This is a genomic window from Synechococcus sp. CS-1333 (assembly GCF_025128015.1).
In the GTDB taxonomy this organism is placed as follows: domain Bacteria; phylum Cyanobacteriota; class Cyanobacteriia; order PCC-6307; family Cyanobiaceae; genus MW101C3.
The window spans coordinates 129825-147481 of record NZ_JAHLYO010000014.1; the positions used below are offsets into that span (position 1 = coordinate 129825).

18 protein-coding genes are annotated in these 17657 nt (G+C 66.1%); 6 read left to right on the forward strand and 12 right to left on the reverse strand.

Annotation, left to right across the window (positions count from 1 at the left end; all coding sequences use genetic code 11):
• The 3 genes from KQ303_RS05100 (at position 1) to KQ303_RS05110 (ending at position 3373) form a co-directional block, all read left to right on the forward strand.
• Complete coding sequence (locus KQ303_RS05100; RefSeq protein WP_259729407.1) at positions 1-1383, forward strand: TldD/PmbA family protein; 1383 nt, start codon at positions 1-3, stop codon at positions 1381-1383.
• A gap of 39 nt (positions 1384-1422) precedes the next feature.
• Positions 1423-2481: a methionyl-tRNA formyltransferase gene (gene fmt, locus KQ303_RS05105; RefSeq protein WP_259729408.1), complete on the forward strand. Its 1059-nt coding sequence runs from the start codon at positions 1423-1425 to the stop codon at positions 2479-2481.
• A 100-nt stretch (positions 2482-2581) separates the two neighbouring features.
• The gene (locus tag KQ303_RS05110; RefSeq protein WP_259729409.1) at positions 2582-3373 is read left to right on the forward strand and encodes an SPFH domain-containing protein; all 792 of its coding nucleotides are present in this window, start codon (positions 2582-2584) and stop codon (positions 3371-3373) included.
• Positions 3374-3407: 34 nt separating this feature from the next.
• On the opposite strand, the gene KQ303_RS05115 is transcribed toward KQ303_RS05110, so the two are convergent.
• From KQ303_RS05115 to KQ303_RS05150, 8 genes are all read right to left on the reverse strand, one after another.
• A complete protein-coding gene (locus tag KQ303_RS05115) occupies positions 3408-4862 on the reverse strand; it encodes a DEAD/DEAH box helicase (protein WP_259729410.1) in 1455 nt (484 codons plus the stop codon).
• A 333-nt stretch (positions 4863-5195) separates the two neighbouring features.
• Positions 5196-5885, reverse strand: a complete 690-nt coding sequence (locus KQ303_RS05120; protein WP_259729411.1) for a response regulator transcription factor — start codon at positions 5883-5885, stop codon at positions 5196-5198.
• Positions 5870-7291 (reverse strand): cell wall metabolism sensor histidine kinase WalK, encoded by a 1422-nt coding sequence (locus KQ303_RS05125; RefSeq protein ID WP_259729685.1) that lies wholly within the window; start codon positions 7289-7291, stop codon positions 5870-5872. The genes KQ303_RS05120 and KQ303_RS05125 overlap by 16 nt, the downstream gene beginning before the upstream one ends.
• On the reverse strand, positions 7276-7956 hold the full coding sequence (locus KQ303_RS14735; RefSeq protein ID WP_399233103.1) for a calcium-binding protein: 681 nt from the start codon (positions 7954-7956) through the stop codon (positions 7276-7278). The genes KQ303_RS05125 and KQ303_RS14735 overlap by 16 nt, the downstream gene beginning before the upstream one ends.
• A gap of 285 nt (positions 7957-8241) precedes the next feature.
• Positions 8242-8475: a hypothetical protein gene (locus KQ303_RS05135; RefSeq protein ID WP_259729413.1), complete on the reverse strand. Its 234-nt coding sequence runs from the start codon at positions 8473-8475 to the stop codon at positions 8242-8244.
• Between the two features lie 301 nt (positions 8476-8776).
• Entirely contained in the window at positions 8777-10189 is a 1413-nt protein-coding gene (locus KQ303_RS05140; protein WP_259729414.1) for an NAD(P)(+) transhydrogenase (Re/Si-specific) subunit beta, read from the reverse strand.
• On the reverse strand, positions 10189-10485 hold the full coding sequence (locus tag KQ303_RS05145) for an NAD(P) transhydrogenase subunit alpha (RefSeq protein WP_094510703.1): 297 nt from the start codon (positions 10483-10485) through the stop codon (positions 10189-10191). Before KQ303_RS05145 ends, KQ303_RS05140 begins: the two co-directional genes overlap by 1 nt.
• Positions 10482-11693, reverse strand: a complete 1212-nt coding sequence (locus KQ303_RS05150) for an NAD(P) transhydrogenase subunit alpha (RefSeq protein WP_259729415.1) — start codon at positions 11691-11693, stop codon at positions 10482-10484. The genes KQ303_RS05145 and KQ303_RS05150 overlap by 4 nt, the downstream gene beginning before the upstream one ends.
• 154 nt (positions 11694-11847) lie before the next feature.
• Between KQ303_RS05150 and KQ303_RS05155 the strand changes: the two genes are divergently transcribed.
• Positions 11848-12129 carry a 2Fe-2S iron-sulfur cluster-binding protein gene (locus KQ303_RS05155; RefSeq protein ID WP_094510704.1) on the forward strand — a complete coding sequence of 94 codons (282 nt, stop codon included), beginning with the start codon at positions 11848-11850 and terminating at the stop codon, positions 12127-12129.
• 28 nt (positions 12130-12157) lie between these two features.
• On the opposite strand, the gene KQ303_RS05160 is transcribed toward KQ303_RS05155, so the two are convergent.
• From KQ303_RS05160 to KQ303_RS05170, 3 genes are all read right to left on the reverse strand, one after another.
• Positions 12158-13867, reverse strand: coding sequence for an NAD-dependent malic enzyme (locus tag KQ303_RS05160; RefSeq protein WP_259729416.1), 1710 nt, complete (start codon positions 13865-13867; stop codon positions 12158-12160).
• A gap of 7 nt (positions 13868-13874) precedes the next feature.
• Positions 13875-14111 (reverse strand): hypothetical protein, encoded by a 237-nt coding sequence (locus tag KQ303_RS05165; RefSeq protein WP_094510706.1) that lies wholly within the window; start codon positions 14109-14111, stop codon positions 13875-13877.
• Between the two features lie 100 nt (positions 14112-14211).
• On the reverse strand, positions 14212-14763 hold the full coding sequence (locus tag KQ303_RS05170; protein ID WP_259729417.1) for a hypothetical protein: 552 nt from the start codon (positions 14761-14763) through the stop codon (positions 14212-14214).
• A gap of 153 nt (positions 14764-14916) precedes the next feature.
• Here KQ303_RS05170 and KQ303_RS05175 point away from each other — a divergent pair, with 153 nt between their 5' ends.
• Positions 14917-15078 carry a hypothetical protein gene (locus KQ303_RS05175; protein WP_255099385.1) on the forward strand — a complete coding sequence of 54 codons (162 nt, stop codon included), beginning with the start codon at positions 14917-14919 and terminating at the stop codon, positions 15076-15078.
• Positions 15079-15229: 151 nt separating this feature from the next.
• Positions 15230-16186 (forward strand): polyphosphate kinase 2, encoded by a 957-nt coding sequence (gene ppk2 / locus KQ303_RS05180; protein ID WP_259729418.1) that lies wholly within the window; start codon positions 15230-15232, stop codon positions 16184-16186.
• A 13-nt stretch (positions 16187-16199) separates the two neighbouring features.
• Here the strand turns inward: ppk2 and KQ303_RS05185 are convergent, their stop codons facing one another.
• Positions 16200-17504, reverse strand: coding sequence for a glycoside hydrolase family 10 protein (locus KQ303_RS05185; RefSeq protein WP_259729419.1), 1305 nt, complete (start codon positions 17502-17504; stop codon positions 16200-16202).
• Positions 17505-17657 lie beyond the last annotated feature (153 nt).

The window sequence follows — 17657 nt, forward strand, 5'->3', positions numbered from 1 at the left end:
ATGAGCACCACCACAGCGGGAACCACCTTGGGCCTCGACGCCCACGCCCTCAGTGAGCAGCTCAGCGGCCTGGCCCAGGGCCTGGGCATCGAGCGCTGGGATCTGGGCGCCGCCTGCAGCACCGACACCTCCGTGCAGGTGGACCGCGGCGAAGCCAAGCAGCTCAAGGGGGCCCAGCGCAGCGCCATCACCGTGAGGGTCTGGAACGGGGATGGCCTCGTGGGCATCACCAGCACCTCCGACCTCTCCCCCGCCGGCCTGGCCCGTGCCCTCAGCGGTGCCCGCGATGCCAGCGCCTACGGCAACGCCGACGACATCCCGGCCTTCTCGCCGCTGGCCACGGCCCCGCTCGAACCGCTTGATCAGCCACTGGTGGAGCCGCGCGGCATCCTCGAGCTGCTGGACACCCTTCGGGAAGCGGAGCGCGACCTGCTCGGCCGCCATGCCGCCATCACCACCGTTCCTTACAACGGCCTGGCCCAGCGCAGCAGCGAGCGCCTTTACCTCAACAGTGCCGGCGCCTGCCGCGAGCAGAAGCTCACCACCGCCAGCCTTTACCTCTATGCCCGCGGTGAAGAGGAGGGCCGCAAACCCCGCAGCAGCGGCGCCGTGCGCCTGGCCTACGGCCTGCAGCAGCTGGATGTGGCCGGCTGCATCGCTGAAGCGGCCGAACGCACCATCGCCCATCTCGATTACGCACCGATCCAGACAGGGCATTACACCTGCATCTTTTCGCCGGAAGCCTTCCTCGACCTGATCGGCGCCTTCAGCAGCCTGTTCAATGCCCGGGCCGTGCTCGACGGCGTCAGCCTCAGCAACCGCGACGCGATCGGCAGCACCCTGGCGGTGCCGTTTCTCTCCATCCACGACAACGGCCTGCATCCCGGCAATGTGGGCGCCTCGAACTTCGATGGCGAAGGCACACCCGTGCGGCGCCTGGCCCTGGTGGAAGGGGGCGTGCTGCGCCACTTCCTGCATTCCGAAGCCACGGCGCGCGCCTTCGGGGTGGAGCCCACCGGCCATGCGGGCCTGGGCGCCAAGGTGTCGGTGGGGCCGCATTGGTTCGAGGTAGGGCCAAGCGCCGGTTGCTCCGGCGGCGCCAGCGGCCTGGATCGCCACACTGCCGACGGCGTGGTGTGGATCGATTCGCTCTCGGCACTGCACGCCGGTGTGAAGGCGAGCCAGGGATCGTTCTCACTGCCGTTTGATGGCTGGCTGATCCGCAACGGCGAAGCGCGCTCGATCGAAGCGGCCACCGTGGCCGGTGACATCCGGGCTGTGCTCAAGGGCATCCTCGGCTTTGAAGGGGAGGCCAAGCTCACCCCCGATGGCCTCTGCCCGCACGTGTGGGTGGAAGGCCTGTCCGTGACCGGCGACGCCTGAACGGCACCGGCCCCGTTTGATCCACCCGCCCACGTCCCTGTGAAGATCCTGTTCTGGGGCACGCCGGCCTACGCCGTGCCCAGCCTTGAGGCGTTGGTGGCTGCCGGCCACACGGTCGTGGGGGTGGTCAGCCAGCCCGACCGGCGACGTGGCCGGGGGGCGGCGGCCCAGCCGTCGGCGGTGAAGGCCCGGGCCCTGGAGCTGGGGCTGCCGGTGTTCACGCCCACCCGCATCCGCCGCGAACCAGAGGTGCAGCAGCAGCTGGCGGCCCTCGGCGCCGACCTTTCGGTGGTGGTGGCCTTCGGCCAGTTGCTGCCGCCCGAGGTGCTGCAGCAACCGCCACTGGGCTGCTGGAACGGCCACGGTTCCCTGCTGCCCCGCTGGCGCGGGGCCGGGCCGATCCAGTGGTGCCTGATGGAAGGCGACGCGGAGACGGGGGTGGGGATCATGGCGATGGAAGCCGGCCTCGACACGGGTCCGGTGCTGCTGGAAGGTCGTCTGCCGATTGGCCAGCTCGAGAACGCCCAGCAGTTGGCTGCCCGGCTCAGTGCGCTCACCGCCACCCTGCTGGTGGAAGCGATGCCGAGGATCGAGGCCGCCGGACCTGGTCCCGAACCGGAGCGCTGGCAGCGGCTGGGGCTGCGGCCGCAGAGCGACGACGGCGTGCGCTTGGCGCGGTTGTTGTGCAAGGAGGACTTCGCGGTGGATTGGAGCCGTTCAGCGCTGGAGATCCACCGCCAGGTGATGGGCTTGTACCCCGGCGCCACCACCACGCTGGCGGGCAAGCGGCTCAAGCTGCTCGCCACCGAGCCGCTGGTGGCCAGGCTGGCGGAGCAACTGAGCGCCGACGTCCGGGCGCTGGCCACCGGCGTGGCTGAGCAGCAAGGGAGACCCGGTGAGGTGCTGGCTCTGCTGCCAGGCGTGGGGCTGGTGCTGGGCACCGGCGGCTGCCCGCTGCTGCTGCGCAGTGCCCAGCTGGAGGGCAAGCAGGCGGCCAGCGGCCAGCCCCTGCTCCAGCAGCTGGGCCTGCAAGCGGGTGACCGGCTGGGTGAGAAGGGGGCAGGGTCTGCTCCAGAGGGGACGCTCGGCGGGAGCTGAGCGCGGTTCCGCTGGTGCTCAGGAAAGGCGCCTTTCGATCTGGTGCTCAGGCCGGGCGTCTTTCCATACAGTGACGCCACGAGCGGACAGGACAGGCGCGATGGAGGGAGCCGGAGCGGCGGTGAATGCGCAGGAACCGGCAGCAGCGATGGAGAACGGGGGCCGCAACGATCCGCTGCTGTGGGCCCTGGATCATGCGCAGGCACCTTTGCGGGTAGGCACCTGGCTGAAGGTGGAGGCCGATCAGGCCGCGGTGTTCGCCGTGGGGAATCAGCTGGCCGATGTGCTCCTCACGGGCCGCCATCAGCTGCGGCGCCAGTCGCTGCCGAAGCTGGCGGGGTTGATCGACCTGCCGGGGCAGGAAGGCAGCTTCTTCAATGCCCAGATCCACGTGGTGGACCTGCGCCCCTTCACGGCCCTGCCCTGGGGTGAGAGACGTGTGCAGCCGATGGTCGCCACTGCGCTCCGTCCGGTGGCTCCCTCGCCGGAGACCTTCAGCGCCTCCGGGCTCTGCGCGATCCAGTGCCTGGACCCGCTGCTGGTGCTACGTACCGTGGGCGCCCGCCAGCTGATCGAGGGCCCGTCACGGCCGGCTGCACCGGTGACTGAGCTGCTGGCCCCGCACCTGCCTGGCATCTCCAGCCAGCTGCGGCAGGTGATCCGCGATGGTGCCCTTGGCCCAGCGCGGGAGGAGCCATCTCTGGCCATGCTGGCCAGCGACACAGGGGAGAGGTGCCGCAGCAGCTTTGCAGCTGTCGGACTGGCGCTCAGCGATGTGAGCATCGAGAGCCTCACCCTGCCGGCACGGAAGCCGAGCGGAGAACTGCCGGCCTCGTTGGAAGCACTGATGAGCCTGTTCCGGCCGGCACCACCGCCACCACCACCGGCCTGAGCCGGTTGATTGGGCTGCAGGCTTGTGCGGAGGGTCAGGGGCGACGGGTACGAGCCCGCGCCGGGGCGGCGGCAGATCCGGAGCCCGGCGCCGGCCGGCGGGAGCGGGTGGGGGGACGATCAGGCCGGCCACCGCCACCTCCGCCGGAGCGGCGTCCACCCTTGCCCCGCCCACCGCTGAGATCCAGCGGTGGGGCCGAGAGGATGGTGGGCTCAAACCCGGCGATCTCGAGCCGCGGCAGTGGGTTGCCGATCATCCGCTCGATCGCCCGCAGCAGCTCATGCTCCTCGGCGGCCACCAGGGAGATGGCATGGCCACTCTGGCCGGCACGGCCCGTGCGGCCGATGCGGTGCACGTAGTCCTCGGCCACGTTGGGCAGATCGAGGTTCACCACATGGGGCAACTGCTCGATGTCGAGGCCGCGGGCAGCCAGATCGGTGGCCACCAGCACACGCAGCTCGCCGCTCTTGAAGGTGGCCAGCGCCCGGGTGCGAGCGCCCTGACTCTTGTTGCCATGGATGGCCATGGCCGTTAGGCCCTCCTGGTTGAGGCGATCGGCCAGGCGGTTCGCCCCGTGCTTGGTGCGCGAGAACACCAGCACCTGCCGCCAATCGCCCTGGCGCACCAGATGGGTGAGCAGATCAGCCTTGCGGGCCATGTCGCAGGGATGCATCACCTGCTCCACCAGCGGAGCGGCCCTGTTCTCGGGCGTGGCCTGCAGCTGCACCGGGTTGTGCAGCAACCCCTGAGCCAATTTGCGGATCGAGGGGTTGAAGGTGGCGGAGAACAGCAGGTTCTGCCGCTTCGGCGGCAGCAAAGCCAGGATCTTCTGGATGTCGCGGATGAAGCCCATGTCGAGCATGCGATCGGCTTCATCAAGCACGAGGATTTCGAGCCGGTCGAAGCGGATGGCGTTCTGCTGATAGAGGTCCATCAGCCGCCCCGGAGTGGCCACCAGCACGTCGGCGCCACGGCGCAGGCGCTGCATCTGCGGGGTGATCTTCACCCCGCCGAACACCACATCGCTGCGCAGATCGAGATAGCGCCCATAGGCCTGCACGCTTTCCGCCACCTGGGCCGCCAGCTCGCGCGTGGGCGTGAGCACCAGGGAGCGCACTTGGTTGTTGCGGGCGTGGGGGCCGTGCTGAAGCCGCTCCAGCATCGGCAGGGTGAAGCCGGCGGTTTTGCCGGTGCCTGTCTGGGCAGCCGCCATCACATCGTGGCCAGCGAGCACCGCTGGAATTGACTGCAGCTGGATCGGCGACGGCACCGTGTAGCCCTTGGCCGCGATCGCCTTGAGCAGCGGCTCCGAGAGACCAAGCGAATCAAAGGAGACGCCGGCATCAGGAAGGTCCGTCAGCACAGGCCGCTGCTGCGGTGCCTGCTCCTCTGCCTGAAGGCGACGGATGGGTGGCGTGCGGCGACCGCCGCTGGGTTGCTCCTGTCCCGGAGCTGGGTGGGTCAGAAGGGTGATCGGAGCGGCTCGCATGGTGCCCCAAGCCTAGAGGGAGCCACCAAGCACGCCCGAGGGTGGAGAGGCCTTGGGGTTGAGGGCCTCAGAGCGGCTGGTGGCATCGGAACCGTTGCGCCAGATGAGGAGAGAGACAATGACGCCATGACGGCGTGCGGCAGGGACAAGCGAACGCAGGAGGATGACCTACTGCAAAATCGCCGCGGCGCCCAGTTGTGCCGGCTGACAAACGGATGGGAGGCGCACAGCGTCGGGATGCCATACAACAATGGTCAGCTCAGCTGCAGGCAGAAACAATCTGGTGGCCAACCACATCGAGCAGCCAAGTCCTGAGCCAAGGCATGGGTGATCTCAGCGGCTTGAAAGGCGGTAGCCGATCCCACGGATCGTTTCGATGCGGCGGGAATCGATTTTGCGACGGAGATAACCGATGTAGACATCCACAATGTTGGACTGGGGATCGTGGCCATAGCCCCAGACATGGTCGAGAATCTGCTCGCGGCTGTGGATGGCCAGCGGGTTGCTGAGGAACAACTCCAACAAACGGAACTCACGATCCGTGAGGTCGATAGGGTCGGGAAAACTCTCAAGGAACACCTGGCGTGCCCGCAGGTTCATGGTGATGCCGCAGTGCTGAAGCTCAAGCGTCTGCGCATTCGGAGCCTGAGCCAGGCGGGCAGCGGACGTGCGCAGACGGGCACGGATGCGCGCCAGCAGTTCATCAAAGCGAAAGGGTTTGGTGATGTAATCATCAGCGCCAGCATCCAGGCTGGCCACCTTGGTGCTGAGATCATCGCGGGCGGTGAGAACAATCACCGGGGTTTCAATGCCCTGACCCCGCATCTCCTCGAGAACATTGGTGCCATCAAGGCCCTGGAGGCCGAGATCCAGCAATAACAGATCGATGGGGGAGGCAGAAAGGATGTCGACCACGCCATCACCGGATGGCGTGTGCACCACGTCGTAGCCCTGAGCCCGCAGCCCCTTTTCAATGAAGCGAGAGATGCGTGGCTCGTCTTCAGCGATCAGGATGCAGGCCATGGCTCAGGGGAAAAGTCGCGCAGCAGCACAGGTTGCCGTGCGGGAAAGATCAATGTGAAGGTCGTGCCGCGGTTTGGCTGGCTGAGGAGTTCAATCCGGCCATGGTGGGCGTTCACGATAGCCCTGACGATCGACAGACCAAGGCCCGAATGATGCTCAGCTTGGGTGCGGCTTCTGCCCTTGAAGAAGCGTTTGAACACCTGCGGCTGGATGCGCTCAGGGATTCCCTCACCGCTGTCTGAGACCCAGAGGCGGATGGAGCCATCGGCAGCGAGGGAGGAGCCGAGCTCAATGCGATCAGATTCACTGGTGTGCTGGCTGGCATTGAGTGCAAGGTTCATCATGCACTGGGTGAGGCGTTGTTCATCGGCCTCCATCATTGTCTGGGCCGTGCATGCCAACGACCAGCGGCGCGGGGCGAGAATCCTGGCCTTCTGGTAGATGTCCTGGGTGAAGCGATGCACATCAAGGTCACTGAGCACCAGGAATTCAGGGCGTTGGGATTGGGCCAGCAGTGAAAGCTCAGCAACCAGCCTGGCGATCCTGTCGACTTCATCCAGCACGAGGCGCACCGTTTCACGGCGAGCTTCCTCATCATCGTCCTGAAGAAGCAGTTCGATATTGCGCCTGATCACTGTGATTGGTGTGCGCAATTCATGCCCAGCATCTTGGATGAATTCCTTCTGGGAAATGATCAAGGCTTCCAGGCGGTCCATCATGGCGTTGAAGCTGAGGGTGATGTCCCCCAGTTCGCCTCTGCCGGTCACGGGTAAACGCTGCTTGAGATTCGTGGCCGTGATCGAACGCGTGGTGCTGGCGAGTAGCTGGAGGGGTGCCAGCACCGCCTTGGAAAGAATCCAGAGAAACAACAGCGACGTGATCAGAATGCCAACAACAATCTGAATCAAGATGGAGGTGAAATCGCCAACCTCAGCAAGTTCGCCGGCAGTGGTACGTGCCGCCACGAACACAGCTTGCACCCGGCCATCCACTTCAACAGGAACGGCCGAATACAGGATGGTTCCCACCTCAGGATCAGCTTCATCCACCTTGCCTGAAGCAAGCTTTGTGGTGGCTTCCCACTGCCGCATCAAGACAGATCCCGGCCGCATGGGATGAGGCAGAGCCACTGGGCTCGAGCGCTGAAACTCTCCATTGATGATCAGGATGAAGAAGGTGTCGTCTTCAGGAAGGATCTTCGTGAGAAAACTCTTCATATGCCCGGCAAGCTCAGGGCTGGAAGGAGCCGCTTCGGCGGTAAGCAATGGCCGCATGTAGTGCTCGAAGTCTTGAATGCTCTCGCCCAGGCTGGTTTGCTCACGCTGGTGCAGCTCAAGCAGCAGCAGATGCTTACTGAGTGGCACCGTCAGACCAATCAGCACAGACAGCATCACGGCATAGAACACCAACAGCCGCGTGCGAACCTCACCAATGAACCCCGCTTACGGCATGTGACCTTCCAACGTGTACGGAATTGAGCAGTAAAGGTAAGGCACCACCGCTGCTGGAAGCGATGCTTTCGCACTGGCGTTGAGCCTGGACTGACGCTGGCACAAACAGCTGAAACAGCCCCGTTCAGAGCACTGATCAGGGCGTGAGCAATGAATGCAGGAAGAAACCCGCCAGGCCAACAGCCTGACGGGCGACAATCACAATCGATGAGGTCAGATGAAATCGAATGTCGGCACGTAATCGAACTTGAAGTCGTGTCCGGGATCAAAGCCGCCGAAGTACCCCTGCAGAAGCATGCTTCCAGAGGAGCCAGCAAACGAGAGCTGGGTGCCCTAGGACGTGGTGCTGATACCGTATCGCCAGCGCCGAAGATGAACACATCACCGCCTGCGCCACCCGTGAGCCTGTCACTTTGCAGGCCGCCGTCGATCAGGTCATCGCCGGCACCACCAACCTGCTGGTCGGCACCGCCGCCGCCCCAGAGCAGATCAATGCCGGCATCGCCGTTGAGGCGATCGGCACCGGCGCCACCATCGATGATGTCGTTGCCATCACCACCGAAAACGATGTCGTTTCCGCCAAGGGAACGGATCGCATCATTGCCATTCAGGCCTTTCATGGTGTCGCCGGCAGCGGTGCCCGTGAGCACGTCATCGCCGGCTGTTCCGGTGAGTTGTGGCAATGGCGGCGTGACCGAACCAGTGGTGGGGAGATAGCCACCCGTGTTGTTGAAGGGAACGAGGCTGGCTGCTGTGAGCGGCTGATCAGCCACCAGAATTTTCTCAAGCTGCAAGCCGGCATAGGCGCCACCCACACCAACAGCAGGCGATTCGGAAATATAGAAAAAGTCGGCACCGTTCTTCGATTGATCTGGATCCACATCCAATGCATTCGCACTTGAGACTCAAAAGGTGGTCACCTGTCCAGCGGCGGTGGTGACAGTCAGACCGATGACGGCACCAGCGCCACCGATCAGAGCGCCGGTCTGGGCGTTTAAGCTGGCGGGAGCAAAGGTGATCCGCACCGTATCGGTGGCACTGAACCAGACACGCCCGACTTCGACGCTGGTTGTGGAAGCATTGGAGTCAAATTGCAGGGCTTCGCCGAGACGATCACCACTAACAGTGAGAGTTGTCATGTCGAGTTCTCAAGTACGAGGAACACTCAACAAAGTTATCGGCTCATTTTCCCGATGACCGAACAATGAGAACCTTCTCATGTTGCCTTCATCGTTATGACAATGTCTGTCAGACGCTACTCAAATACAACTGAATGCAAGAAAACGGCGGCGTGATTTCCTGCATTCTTGGTTGGGGCCGAACGAACAGTGAGCCAGACAGCTCGGCAGAACGATTTTTCCCCGCAAAGGAAGAATCGCAATCAGAGCCATCTGGCATCTCGAGTTGTTGGTCCGGTGGCAGGAAGCGAGCTCTTGCTCCTCAGCGCCCCGCCCCAGCCCCCGCCGGCACCTTGCCGACGCCTAGGGCGCGCAGTTCCTGCAGCAGGGTCTGCAGCACCTGTTTGGCGTCGCCGAACACCATCGAAGTCTGGGGGAGTTCGAACAGGTCGTTGCGGATGCCGGCGTAGCCGGAGCCCAGGCTGCGCTTCACCACGAACACCGAACGGGCCTGATCCACCTCCAGCACGGGCATGCCGTAAAGCGGACTGCCGGGGTCACTCTTGGCGCGAGGGTTCACCACGTCGTTGGCGCCCAGCACGATCACCACATCGGTGCGGGGAAACTCCGGGTTGATCGCGTCCATCTCGATCAGCTGGTCGTAGGGCACATCGGCCTCGGCCAGCAGCACATTCATGTGGCCCGGCATGCGGCCGGCCACCGGGTGGATCGCATAACTCACCGCAATGCCCTGCTGCTCCAGCAGCTTGGCCAGCTCCTTGAGGCTGTGCTGCGCCTGGGCCACCGCCAGGCCGTAGCCCGGCACGAACACCACCCGCTCGGCAGCTTCCAGCGTGAGCGCGCATTCCTCGGCGCTGCAGGAGGTGACGTTCTTGTACCCCTCATCCTTGGCGCCATCGGCGCCGGCCGCCGGCGCTGCCCCCATGGCACCGCCGAACAGCACCGAGGTGAGCGAGCGGTTCATCGCCGTGCACATCACCTGGGTGAGGATCAGGCCCGCCGCTCCCACCATGGCGCCCGCCACGATCAGCAGCTCGCTGCCCACCACGAAGCCGGCTGCTGCTGCGGCCACACCGGAATAGGAGTTGAGCAGCGAGATCACCACCGGCATGTCGGCGCCGCCTACCGGCAGGGTGAGGCCCACGCCCAGCAGCAGCGACAGCACGGTGAGCGGGATCAGCGCCACCGCCATGCCTTTGAGTACCAGGCCGCAGCACACCAGCGAGGCCACCGCCAGGGTGATGTTGATCGCGTGGCGCTGGGGTTTCTGGGTCCAGCCGGGGGTGCCCAGCCATTCCTGCAGCTTGCCCATCGCCACCAGCGAGCCGCTGAAGGTGATGGCGCCCACCAGCACCGACGCCAGCACCGACACCTGACCCAGCAGGTCGAGCGGCGTGGGCAGTTGGGCGGCGCCGATCGCCACCAGCAACGACGACAGGCCGCCGCAGCCGTTGAACAGCGCCACGGTTTCCGGCATGGCGGTCATCGCCACCTTGAAGGCGAGCAGGGCGCCGAGGCCGCCGCCCACCCCCAGACCCAGCAGCATCCACGGCCAGCCGGCGAACCCCTGTTGCAGCAACAGACCGGCCACCGCCAGCAGCAGGGCCAGGGCCGCCAGACCATTGGCCGCACGTGCTGTGCGGATCTTGGCCAGGCCCTTGAGGCCGAGGGCCAGCAGCAGCACAGCCCCGAGTTCGAGCGTCAGTTCTCCCATCAGTTCGCTCCCTTACGTTTGAACATGGCCAGCATCCGGTCGGTGACGAGGAAGCCCCCGACCACGTTGAACAGGGCAAAGCCCAGCGCGGTGGCGCCCAGCAGGCGCAGCGCTGGTGTGGGCGCTTCGGCGATCAGCACCAGGGCCGCCAGCAGGGTGATGCCGCTGATGGCGTTGGCGCCGGACATCAACGGGGTGTGCAGGGTGGGGGGCACCTTGCCGATCAGTTCCAGCCCGAGCAGGCTGCCGAGCACCAGCACCCAGAGCGCTTCGGTGCCGCTGAGAACGCCGCTCATGCCGTCACCTCCACCAGCGCGGGCCAGAGGTCGGGGCGGCGGCAGGCGCCGGCATGGGTGATCAGGCAGGGGTCCAACAGTGGGTCCTCCGGGGAAATGGTGAGCAGGTCGTCGACGAGCAGCTGCTCCAGCAGCGCTGACACATTGCGCGCATACAGAGCACTGGCGTGCTGCGGCACCGAAGCCGGCAACTGGCCGGCGCCGATCACCCGCACCCCGCCGATTTCGACGGTGGTGTCGGCCTGGCTGCCGGCCACATTGCCGCCCTGACCCACCGCCAGATCCACCACCACCGATCCGGGCCGCATCACGGCCAGCATCTGTTCGGTGATCAGCAGCGGTGCCGGCCGACCCGGCACCAGCGCCGTGGTGATCACGGCATCGGCTTCGGCCAGGTGCACGGCCAGCTGCTGGCGCTGCGCTTCAAGGAAGGCCAGGCCGGCCTCGCGGGCATAGCCGCCGGCCTCGCCGGGGGCATCGCGTTCAGGCGGATCGATGAAGCGGGCACCGAGCGATTCCACCTGCTCCTTGGCGGCCGGCCGCACATCGCTCACCTTCACCACGGCGCCGAGGCGGCGAGCCGTGGCCACCGCCTGCAGACCGGCCACGCCGGCGCCGAGCACCACCACCTTGGCCGGCTGCACCGTGCCGGCCGCGGTCATCAGCATCGGGAAGAAACGATCAAGCTCGGCCGCTGCCAGCAGCACCGCCTTGTAGCCGGCGATGTTGGCCTGCGAGGAGAGGGCATCCATCGTCTGGGCGCGGCTGATGCGGGGCAGCAGCTCCAGCGCCAGTGCCGACACGCCCTGGTGGGAGAGGCGCTCGATCAGGGGGCGGTTCTGATAGGGCTCCAGCAGGCCCATCAGCAGGCTGCCGGAGCGCAGACGCTCCACATGGCCGGGGCCGCCCTCGGCTTCCAGCCGCGGTGGCGCCACGGTGAGCACCACATCGGCGCGCTCCCAGCCTTCAGCGGCTCCGGCGGGCAGGACGTCCGCGCCGCTGGCCGCAAAGCTGTCGTCGCCGTAGCCCGCCTGCTGGCCGGCGCCACTCTCAATCGCCACCGCACAGCCCTTGTCGGCAAGGCGGCGGGCCGTTTCCGGCGTCGCAGCCACCCGTCGTTCGCTGGGGCTCCGCTCCGCCGGGATCCAAACCCTGATCACGCTCCACTCCCTCCACACGGGTTTCCATGTAAAGAGCAGGAGGCCCATCAGGTGCCAGCCGGGCCCGGCCGTGTGTTCATGCCACCACATGCGTTCATGCCGCTGCCGGCAAGCGCGCGCACCACGGCAATCCGTAGCCGCCCGCACATCAGCGCCGCGATCGGCTCCCTAAATCCAGTGGGTCATCCACGTCGACCTCACCATGGCCACCTACGCGATCACGATCGAGGGCGGCAAGACCTTCGACTGCCCCGACGATCAGTACATCCTTGATGCCGCCGAAGAGCAGGGCATCGACCTGCCGTACTCCTGCCGTGCCGGTGCCTGCAGCACCTGTGCCGGCAAGATCCTGGCCGGCAGCGTGGATCAATCCGATCAGAGCTTCCTCGACGACGACCAGATCGCCCAGGGTTTCGCCCTGCTCTGCGTCAGCTACCCGATGAGCGACTGCACCGTGCTGCCGGGCGTGGAAGACGAGCTCTGAACCCGGAGCTGCGCGCGGCTCGTTTCGCTCAGGCCCCCACCACCGCGCGGTAGGTGGGGTGCCAGCGGGCCTTCTCCAGGCAGGCAAGCGCTTGCTCGGCAGTGCTGGCGAAGCGGGCCACGCCGGCTTGCACCGCCGCCAGGGCCACCGCTTCCGCCACTGCTGTTGAAACCACCGCCACCTCGGTGAGATCCGGCATCAGCGGCGCCTCGGGATCGCTCCAGGCAGGAATGCGCCGCGCCAGTGCCTCCAGGCCCGCATCGATCATCGCCTCGCTCACTTCGGTGGCCCCCACCGCCACGCTGGCGAAACCCAGGCCGGGGAAGAGGAAGCAGTTGTTGCACTGACCGATGCGGCGCAGCCGCCCCCCCACCTCCACCGGCGCAAACGGACTGCCGGTGGCTACCAGAGCGCGGCCCTCACTCCAGCGCAGCAGATCGGCGGGTTGGGCCTCTGCCAGCCGGGTGGGATTCGACAGCGGCAGGATGATCGGCCGGGCCACCGCGGCGGCCATGCGTTCCACCACCTGCTGAGTGAAGGCCCCCGCCACCGTGGAGGTGCCGATCAGCACGGTGGGGCAGACGCGCTCCACCACTTCCAGCAGGCCGATCGTGCCGGCGGCGTCGCGGCGGAAGGCCTCCAGCTCCGCCAGCGGGCGTGCCAAGCCTCTGGCCATCTCCGGGATCTGCTCCGGCAGCTGGCCCGTGTGCACCAGCCCGTGGCGATCGATCAACCACAGACGTTGGCGCGCCTCTGTGGCGGAAAGGCCGCTGCGCTGCAGCAGCCGCACCAGGCCGTCGGCGATGCCGCACCCCGCTGTGCCGGCGCCAAACACCACGATGCGATGCTCGGCAAGCGGCACTCCGGCCCCCTGGGAAGCCGCCCTCACCACAGCGCAGGCCACGCCTCGGGTGCCCTGGATGTCGTCGTTGAAGCTGGGCAGCTGCTGCCGGTAACGGGCCAGGTTGCGGTGGGCATTGCCCACGCCGAAATCCTCCCAGTGCAGCAAGGCCCCCGGAAACACCTCGGTGACGGCCTGCACGAAGCGGGCGATCAGGGCGTCGTAGGCGGCACCGGACAGGCGTGGCTGGTGGCTGCCGGGATAGAGGGGATCGTCGAGCAGCTCGGGCCGGTCGGTGCCCACATCGAGCACCACCGGCAACGCCCGGTGCGGATCCAGCCCGGCGCAGAGGGTGTACACCGCCAGCTTGCCCTGGCAGATCTCGATGCCGCCCACCCCCTGGTCGCCGATGCCGAGGATGCCCTGCGCATCAGTGACGAGGATCAGATCGATCGGCCCGCTGGCCGCCTGCCGCAGCACCGCCGCGAAGCGGTCCTGATCGGCCGCCGCCAGAAACACACCGCCGGCGGGGCTGCGGTAATCGAGGCTGAAGCGCTGGATCGCCGTTCCCACCGTGGGGGTGTACACGATCGGCAGCACCGCTTCGACGTGATCGGCCAGGAAGCGGTGGAACAGGATGCTGTTGGTCTGGCGCAGGCCGTGGGCGAAGCGGAACTTCTCCATGTCGCTGGCCAGGCTGCAGAAGGCCTTCCACACCCGGGCCACCTGGATGTCGAGCGACTCCACGGCATGGGGCAGCAGCCCCTCCAGGCCCAGCTGGAGCCGCTCCGCCCGGCTGAAGGCCGTGCCCTTGTTGAACTGCGGGTCGGCGAGCAGCTGGCGCCCGCGCAGGCTGGTGGCCAGGGGCGCAGGGGTGGGCAAGGACGAAGCGCTCAACGGCCCATCAGCAGCCGGGATGCCGGAGCGTACGCCAGTCGCCACAGCCGGTGCTGACCTCCAGGCCGATCCCGACCGGACCACCGGCAAGGCCGCCCCGCTGCTCCTGCCACCAGCCACAGGCCGCCTCCCAGGCCGCCTCCATCGAGTCGTAGGCCTCATCGAGCACGGGGTGAGGCTGTCCCTGGGGATCGACGAGCCGGTAGATCCGCTGGACAGGTGCTCCGGGCAGGACAGGAACCATCACAACAGGGTTCAGTGTGCAGGATCCTGCGCGGGATCGGGGACGCTGGCTGTGCCCATGCGAACCCTCCGGGCGGGGTGTGGCGCAGCCTGAGGCCGGCTCAGGCCTGTCGCCGGGCATTGGCGCGCTGCCAGAGAGCCAGGCCGCCGCCCTTGCCCCGTGCCGCCAGCCACGACCCCTCGGGATCCGCCGCGATCAGGGCAAAGAACGGCAGGCCCGCCACCGGCAGGCTGCTGAAGGGAGCGGCGGCGGGCAGCGGGCGATCCACCAGTGTGCGTTCGCCCAGCCGCAGCTGCAGGTGCAGGAAGCGGAACAGCAGCAGGGGGCGCCGGCCCTGCAGCCGGGCCTCGCCGCAGAACCGCAGCTCCAGCATCCCCAGCCGCACGCTGTTGATGATCTCCAGAGGGTCCGCCTCAGAGGCGGCAGACGCAGCTGCATCGGTTGACTCTGCTGGGGCGCTCAGGCTGAGCGAGGCGCCAAGCCCGCGCAGCAGGGTGCTGGACAGGTCTGCAGGGGTGGAGCGGCCCCGCGGCCAGGTGCGCTGCAGGATCCACGTGCCGCGAAGCGCCGCCCGGCTCAGGCCGCTGCCATTGCGGCGGCTCGCGCACTCCAGCGCCAGCAGTTGCGGACCATCGGGCAGGGAATCGGACATCGGCGGGGGGTGAGGTGGAACAACGGATGGTGGGTGGGGATGGCCGTTCGTGAAGCCGGGTATGGATCGCTGGACGGGGACTGGCACCGTTTTTAGGGTTGATGTGGAGGGTGCCTCACCGGCCCCCCCCACCGCCAACCCGCGAGGATTTCCATGCGCACCCATGACCTCGAGAACCATGACAACCTCTACGCCGATGAGGTGGCCATGCAGGCGGGCGAAACCCGCGCCGATGCGCTCAACCATGCCCTGCTGGCCACCGGCGCGATCCTGCTGATGGTGGCCGCCCTGGGAGTGGTGTTGATCATCAGCTGAGCCAAACTCACCGCTCAGCAGGCAGGGCTGAGGGATGCTGCTGCTGTGCTGGGTGGTGGTAGGCGTTCAACCGGGGTGACTCGGTAGTGAATGCTGCACTGATTGCACCTGCGCATCGACTAAACACAAATGATGCAGCCGAGGTGAGCCGATGTCCAAGGACAAACTGAAAGAAGAGAAAGTCAAGAAGGGCAAGAAACACAAATCCGGCAAGAATGGCCACAAGAAGAGCCCCGGCAAAGCGCTCTCCTACCCACTCGGCTCAGGCGATGCCTACAGCCCCTCGCCGATCCTTGACGACTTCTCCGATCAAGTTGAAGGCCGGTTTACCAAACTCGACAAGAAGCTCTACGAGAAAGAGCTTGCTCGCCTGCAGGTGGAGCTGGTGAAGATGCAGTATTGGATCAAGCATGTGGGCTACAGGCTTGTGCTGCTCTTTGAAGGCCGTGATGCGGCCGGCAAGGGTGGAACGATCAAGCGCATCACCGAGCCGCTTAACCCACGCGGTTGCAATGTGGTAGCCCTAGGCACCCCTTCCGACCAGCAGAAATCGCAGTGGTATTTTCAGCGCTATGTGGAGAACTTCCCCTCCTCTGGTGAGATCGTGCTATTCGATCGCAGCTGGTACAACCGGGCCGGCGTGGAAAAGGTGATGGGCTTCTGCACGCCTGAGCAGGTGGATGAATTCATGCTCTCCTGCCCGGAATTCGAGCGGATGCTGGTGCGCAGCGGCATCATCCTGATCAAATACTGGTTCTCCGTGAGCGATGAAGAACAGGAGGCCCGTTTCCTCTCCCGGCTGGAAGATCCTGCACGGCGCTGGAAGCTGAGTCCGATGGATCTGGAGTCGCGCGATCGCTGGGTGGAGTTCTCCAAGGCGAAAGACGAGATGTTCGCCCACACCAACATTCCTGAAGCCCCCTGGTTCACGGTGGAGGCCAACGACAAACGCCGTGCCCGCCTCAACTGCATCCGGCACTTGCTCAGCAAGGTTCCCTACGAAGACATGACACCGGCCCCGTTTGAATTGCCGCCCCGCAAGAGCGGCAGCGATTACCAGCGTCCGCCGATGAACGAGCAATTCTTTGTGCCCAATGCTTATCCCTAAGCACGGGTGAGGCTCAGATCATGGTGCGGGGAGCCGGGGATGGGAACAACTGCTGAAAGGCCAGCTTGCGCTCGCTGAGCGGCTCCATGGCCCGGTTCCAGAGAGTTTCGAAGTAGAAGAAGGCCACCCCGAGCTGGCGTTCCCGCACCGCATTCACCTGGGCCTGAATCAGCTCCATCGGGACCAGGCGCTGGCGCTGACCCGTCATGATCGCCACCGCTGTGGGAATCCTGGTGCGCGATTCCAGCAGGGCCGCTTCGGCCAGCAGGGGCAGGAAGGAATCAAGATCCGGGCGATAGAGCTGCACGATCAGCTCATCCACCAGGCCACGCCGGATCCAACCGAGCCAATCCTGGAGCTGCAATTTGTAGGCGAAGTCGTAGTAGTTCGGCGACACAGACACCACCGCTGAGGGCTTGGCCGCATGCACAGTGTCATGCACTCGTTGCATGAAGTCACTGATCTTGTCAGCGCGCCACTTCAACCAGGCCGGATCGCGCGGGTTGGTAGGAGGAGCCTTCCTGGTTTCCTTCCGATACAACGCCGTGGTGACGTCGTCATAGCCAAAATCACTCGGCAGGCTCATGTGATCGTCGAACTGGATGCCGTCGCCGTCGTATTGGCTGATGATTTCCTGCACCAGTTCCAGGATGAACGCCTGCACGTCAGGATGCAGCGGGTTCAGCCACACCACCTCGCCAGCGGCGCTGATCGAGGTCAGGCCGCCGTCCTGTTTGCGGGTGAGCCATTGCGGATGCAGGCGGGCCAGCTCGGAGCCGGGCGGGGCCATGAAGCCGAATTCGAACCAGGGGATCACCAGCAGGCCTTTGGCATGGCCCGCCTGGATCAGCTCGGCGAGAACGTCCTGCCCCTGCAGGCCGCGGAACGTGAACGACTGAATGCCGCGGCGCTGGGTGGACGCACTGGCGTAATAGGCGATGCCGCTGTTCCACACCACCGGATAGATGGTGTTGAAGTTCAGCCGTGCCAGCTGCTCCACTGCCAGCTGCATCCGGTCGTGGTCGCGCAGCACCGGCATGTCGTTGCCGGTCATCCAGACGCCGCGGATCTCGGCGCGGTTGAGGCTGAGCGGCTGCGTGTGCGCCACGGGAACCGAGGAAGTCGCCGGAGCCGCCAGAGTCCCCGGAGTCGCAGAGGCCGGCGGTGGCGACGGCGGCGCACTGGGCCCGAAGCTGCGGGCAGGCGGCGGCGGCGGTGGCGGAAACGACCCCATGGCGAATCCCGGCAGCACCGTGGCAGCGACGGCCACGAGCACGAGAACCAGGCGCCGCAGCCAGCGGTGTCTGAAGAAGGGCATCGGTGGGGGGCTGGGCACGGGCTGAGGGAGCGGATCGGCGATCCCGGCCTCCTGATCGGGAGCGCGAATTGTGCCGCCTTGTTGCGGCACTGTCATGGCCGACACAAACGCAAACGCGCCCGGATTCTCCGGCCGATCACGACATGCTGGCGC

Excerpts from the sequence above, each read along its gene's own strand:
- KQ303_RS05175 (WP_255099385.1), top strand. The coding sequence starts at position 14,917 with ATGCGCACCCATGACCTCGAGAACCATGACAACCTCTACGCCGATGAG.
- KQ303_RS05150 (WP_259729415.1), bottom strand. The coding sequence starts at position 11,693 with ATGGGCCTCCTGCTCTTTACATGGAAACCCGTGTGGAGGGAGTGGAGC.
- KQ303_RS05140 (WP_259729414.1), bottom strand. The coding sequence starts at position 10,189 with ATGGGAGAACTGACGCTCGAACTCGGGGCTGTGCTGCTGCTGGCCCTC.
- KQ303_RS05155 (WP_094510704.1), top strand. The coding sequence starts at position 11,848 with ATGGCCACCTACGCGATCACGATCGAGGGCGGCAAGACCTTCGACTGC.
- KQ303_RS14735 (WP_399233103.1), bottom strand. The coding sequence starts at position 7,956 with ATGAAAGGCCTGAATGGCAATGATGCGATCCGTTCCCTTGGCGGAAAC.
- ppk2 (WP_259729418.1), top strand. The coding sequence starts at position 15,230 with ATGTCCAAGGACAAACTGAAAGAAGAGAAAGTCAAGAAGGGCAAGAAA.
- KQ303_RS05135 (WP_259729413.1), bottom strand. The coding sequence starts at position 8,475 with ATGACAACTCTCACTGTTAGTGGTGATCGTCTCGGCGAAGCCCTGCAA.
- KQ303_RS05110 (WP_259729409.1), top strand. The coding sequence starts at position 2,582 with ATGGAGGGAGCCGGAGCGGCGGTGAATGCGCAGGAACCGGCAGCAGCG.
- KQ303_RS05185 (WP_259729419.1), bottom strand. The coding sequence starts at position 17,504 with ATGCCCTTCTTCAGACACCGCTGGCTGCGGCGCCTGGTTCTCGTGCTC.
- KQ303_RS05165 (WP_094510706.1), bottom strand. The coding sequence starts at position 14,111 with ATGGTTCCTGTCCTGCCCGGAGCACCTGTCCAGCGGATCTACCGGCTC.
- KQ303_RS05120 (WP_259729411.1), bottom strand. The coding sequence starts at position 5,885 with ATGGCCTGCATCCTGATCGCTGAAGACGAGCCACGCATCTCTCGCTTC.
- KQ303_RS05115 (WP_259729410.1), bottom strand. The coding sequence starts at position 4,862 with ATGCGAGCCGCTCCGATCACCCTTCTGACCCACCCAGCTCCGGGACAG.
- KQ303_RS05170 (WP_259729417.1), bottom strand. The coding sequence starts at position 14,763 with ATGTCCGATTCCCTGCCCGATGGTCCGCAACTGCTGGCGCTGGAGTGC.
- KQ303_RS05145 (WP_094510703.1), bottom strand. The coding sequence starts at position 10,485 with ATGAGCGGCGTTCTCAGCGGCACCGAAGCGCTCTGGGTGCTGGTGCTC.
- KQ303_RS05100 (WP_259729407.1), top strand. The coding sequence starts at position 1 with ATGAGCACCACCACAGCGGGAACCACCTTGGGCCTCGACGCCCACGCC.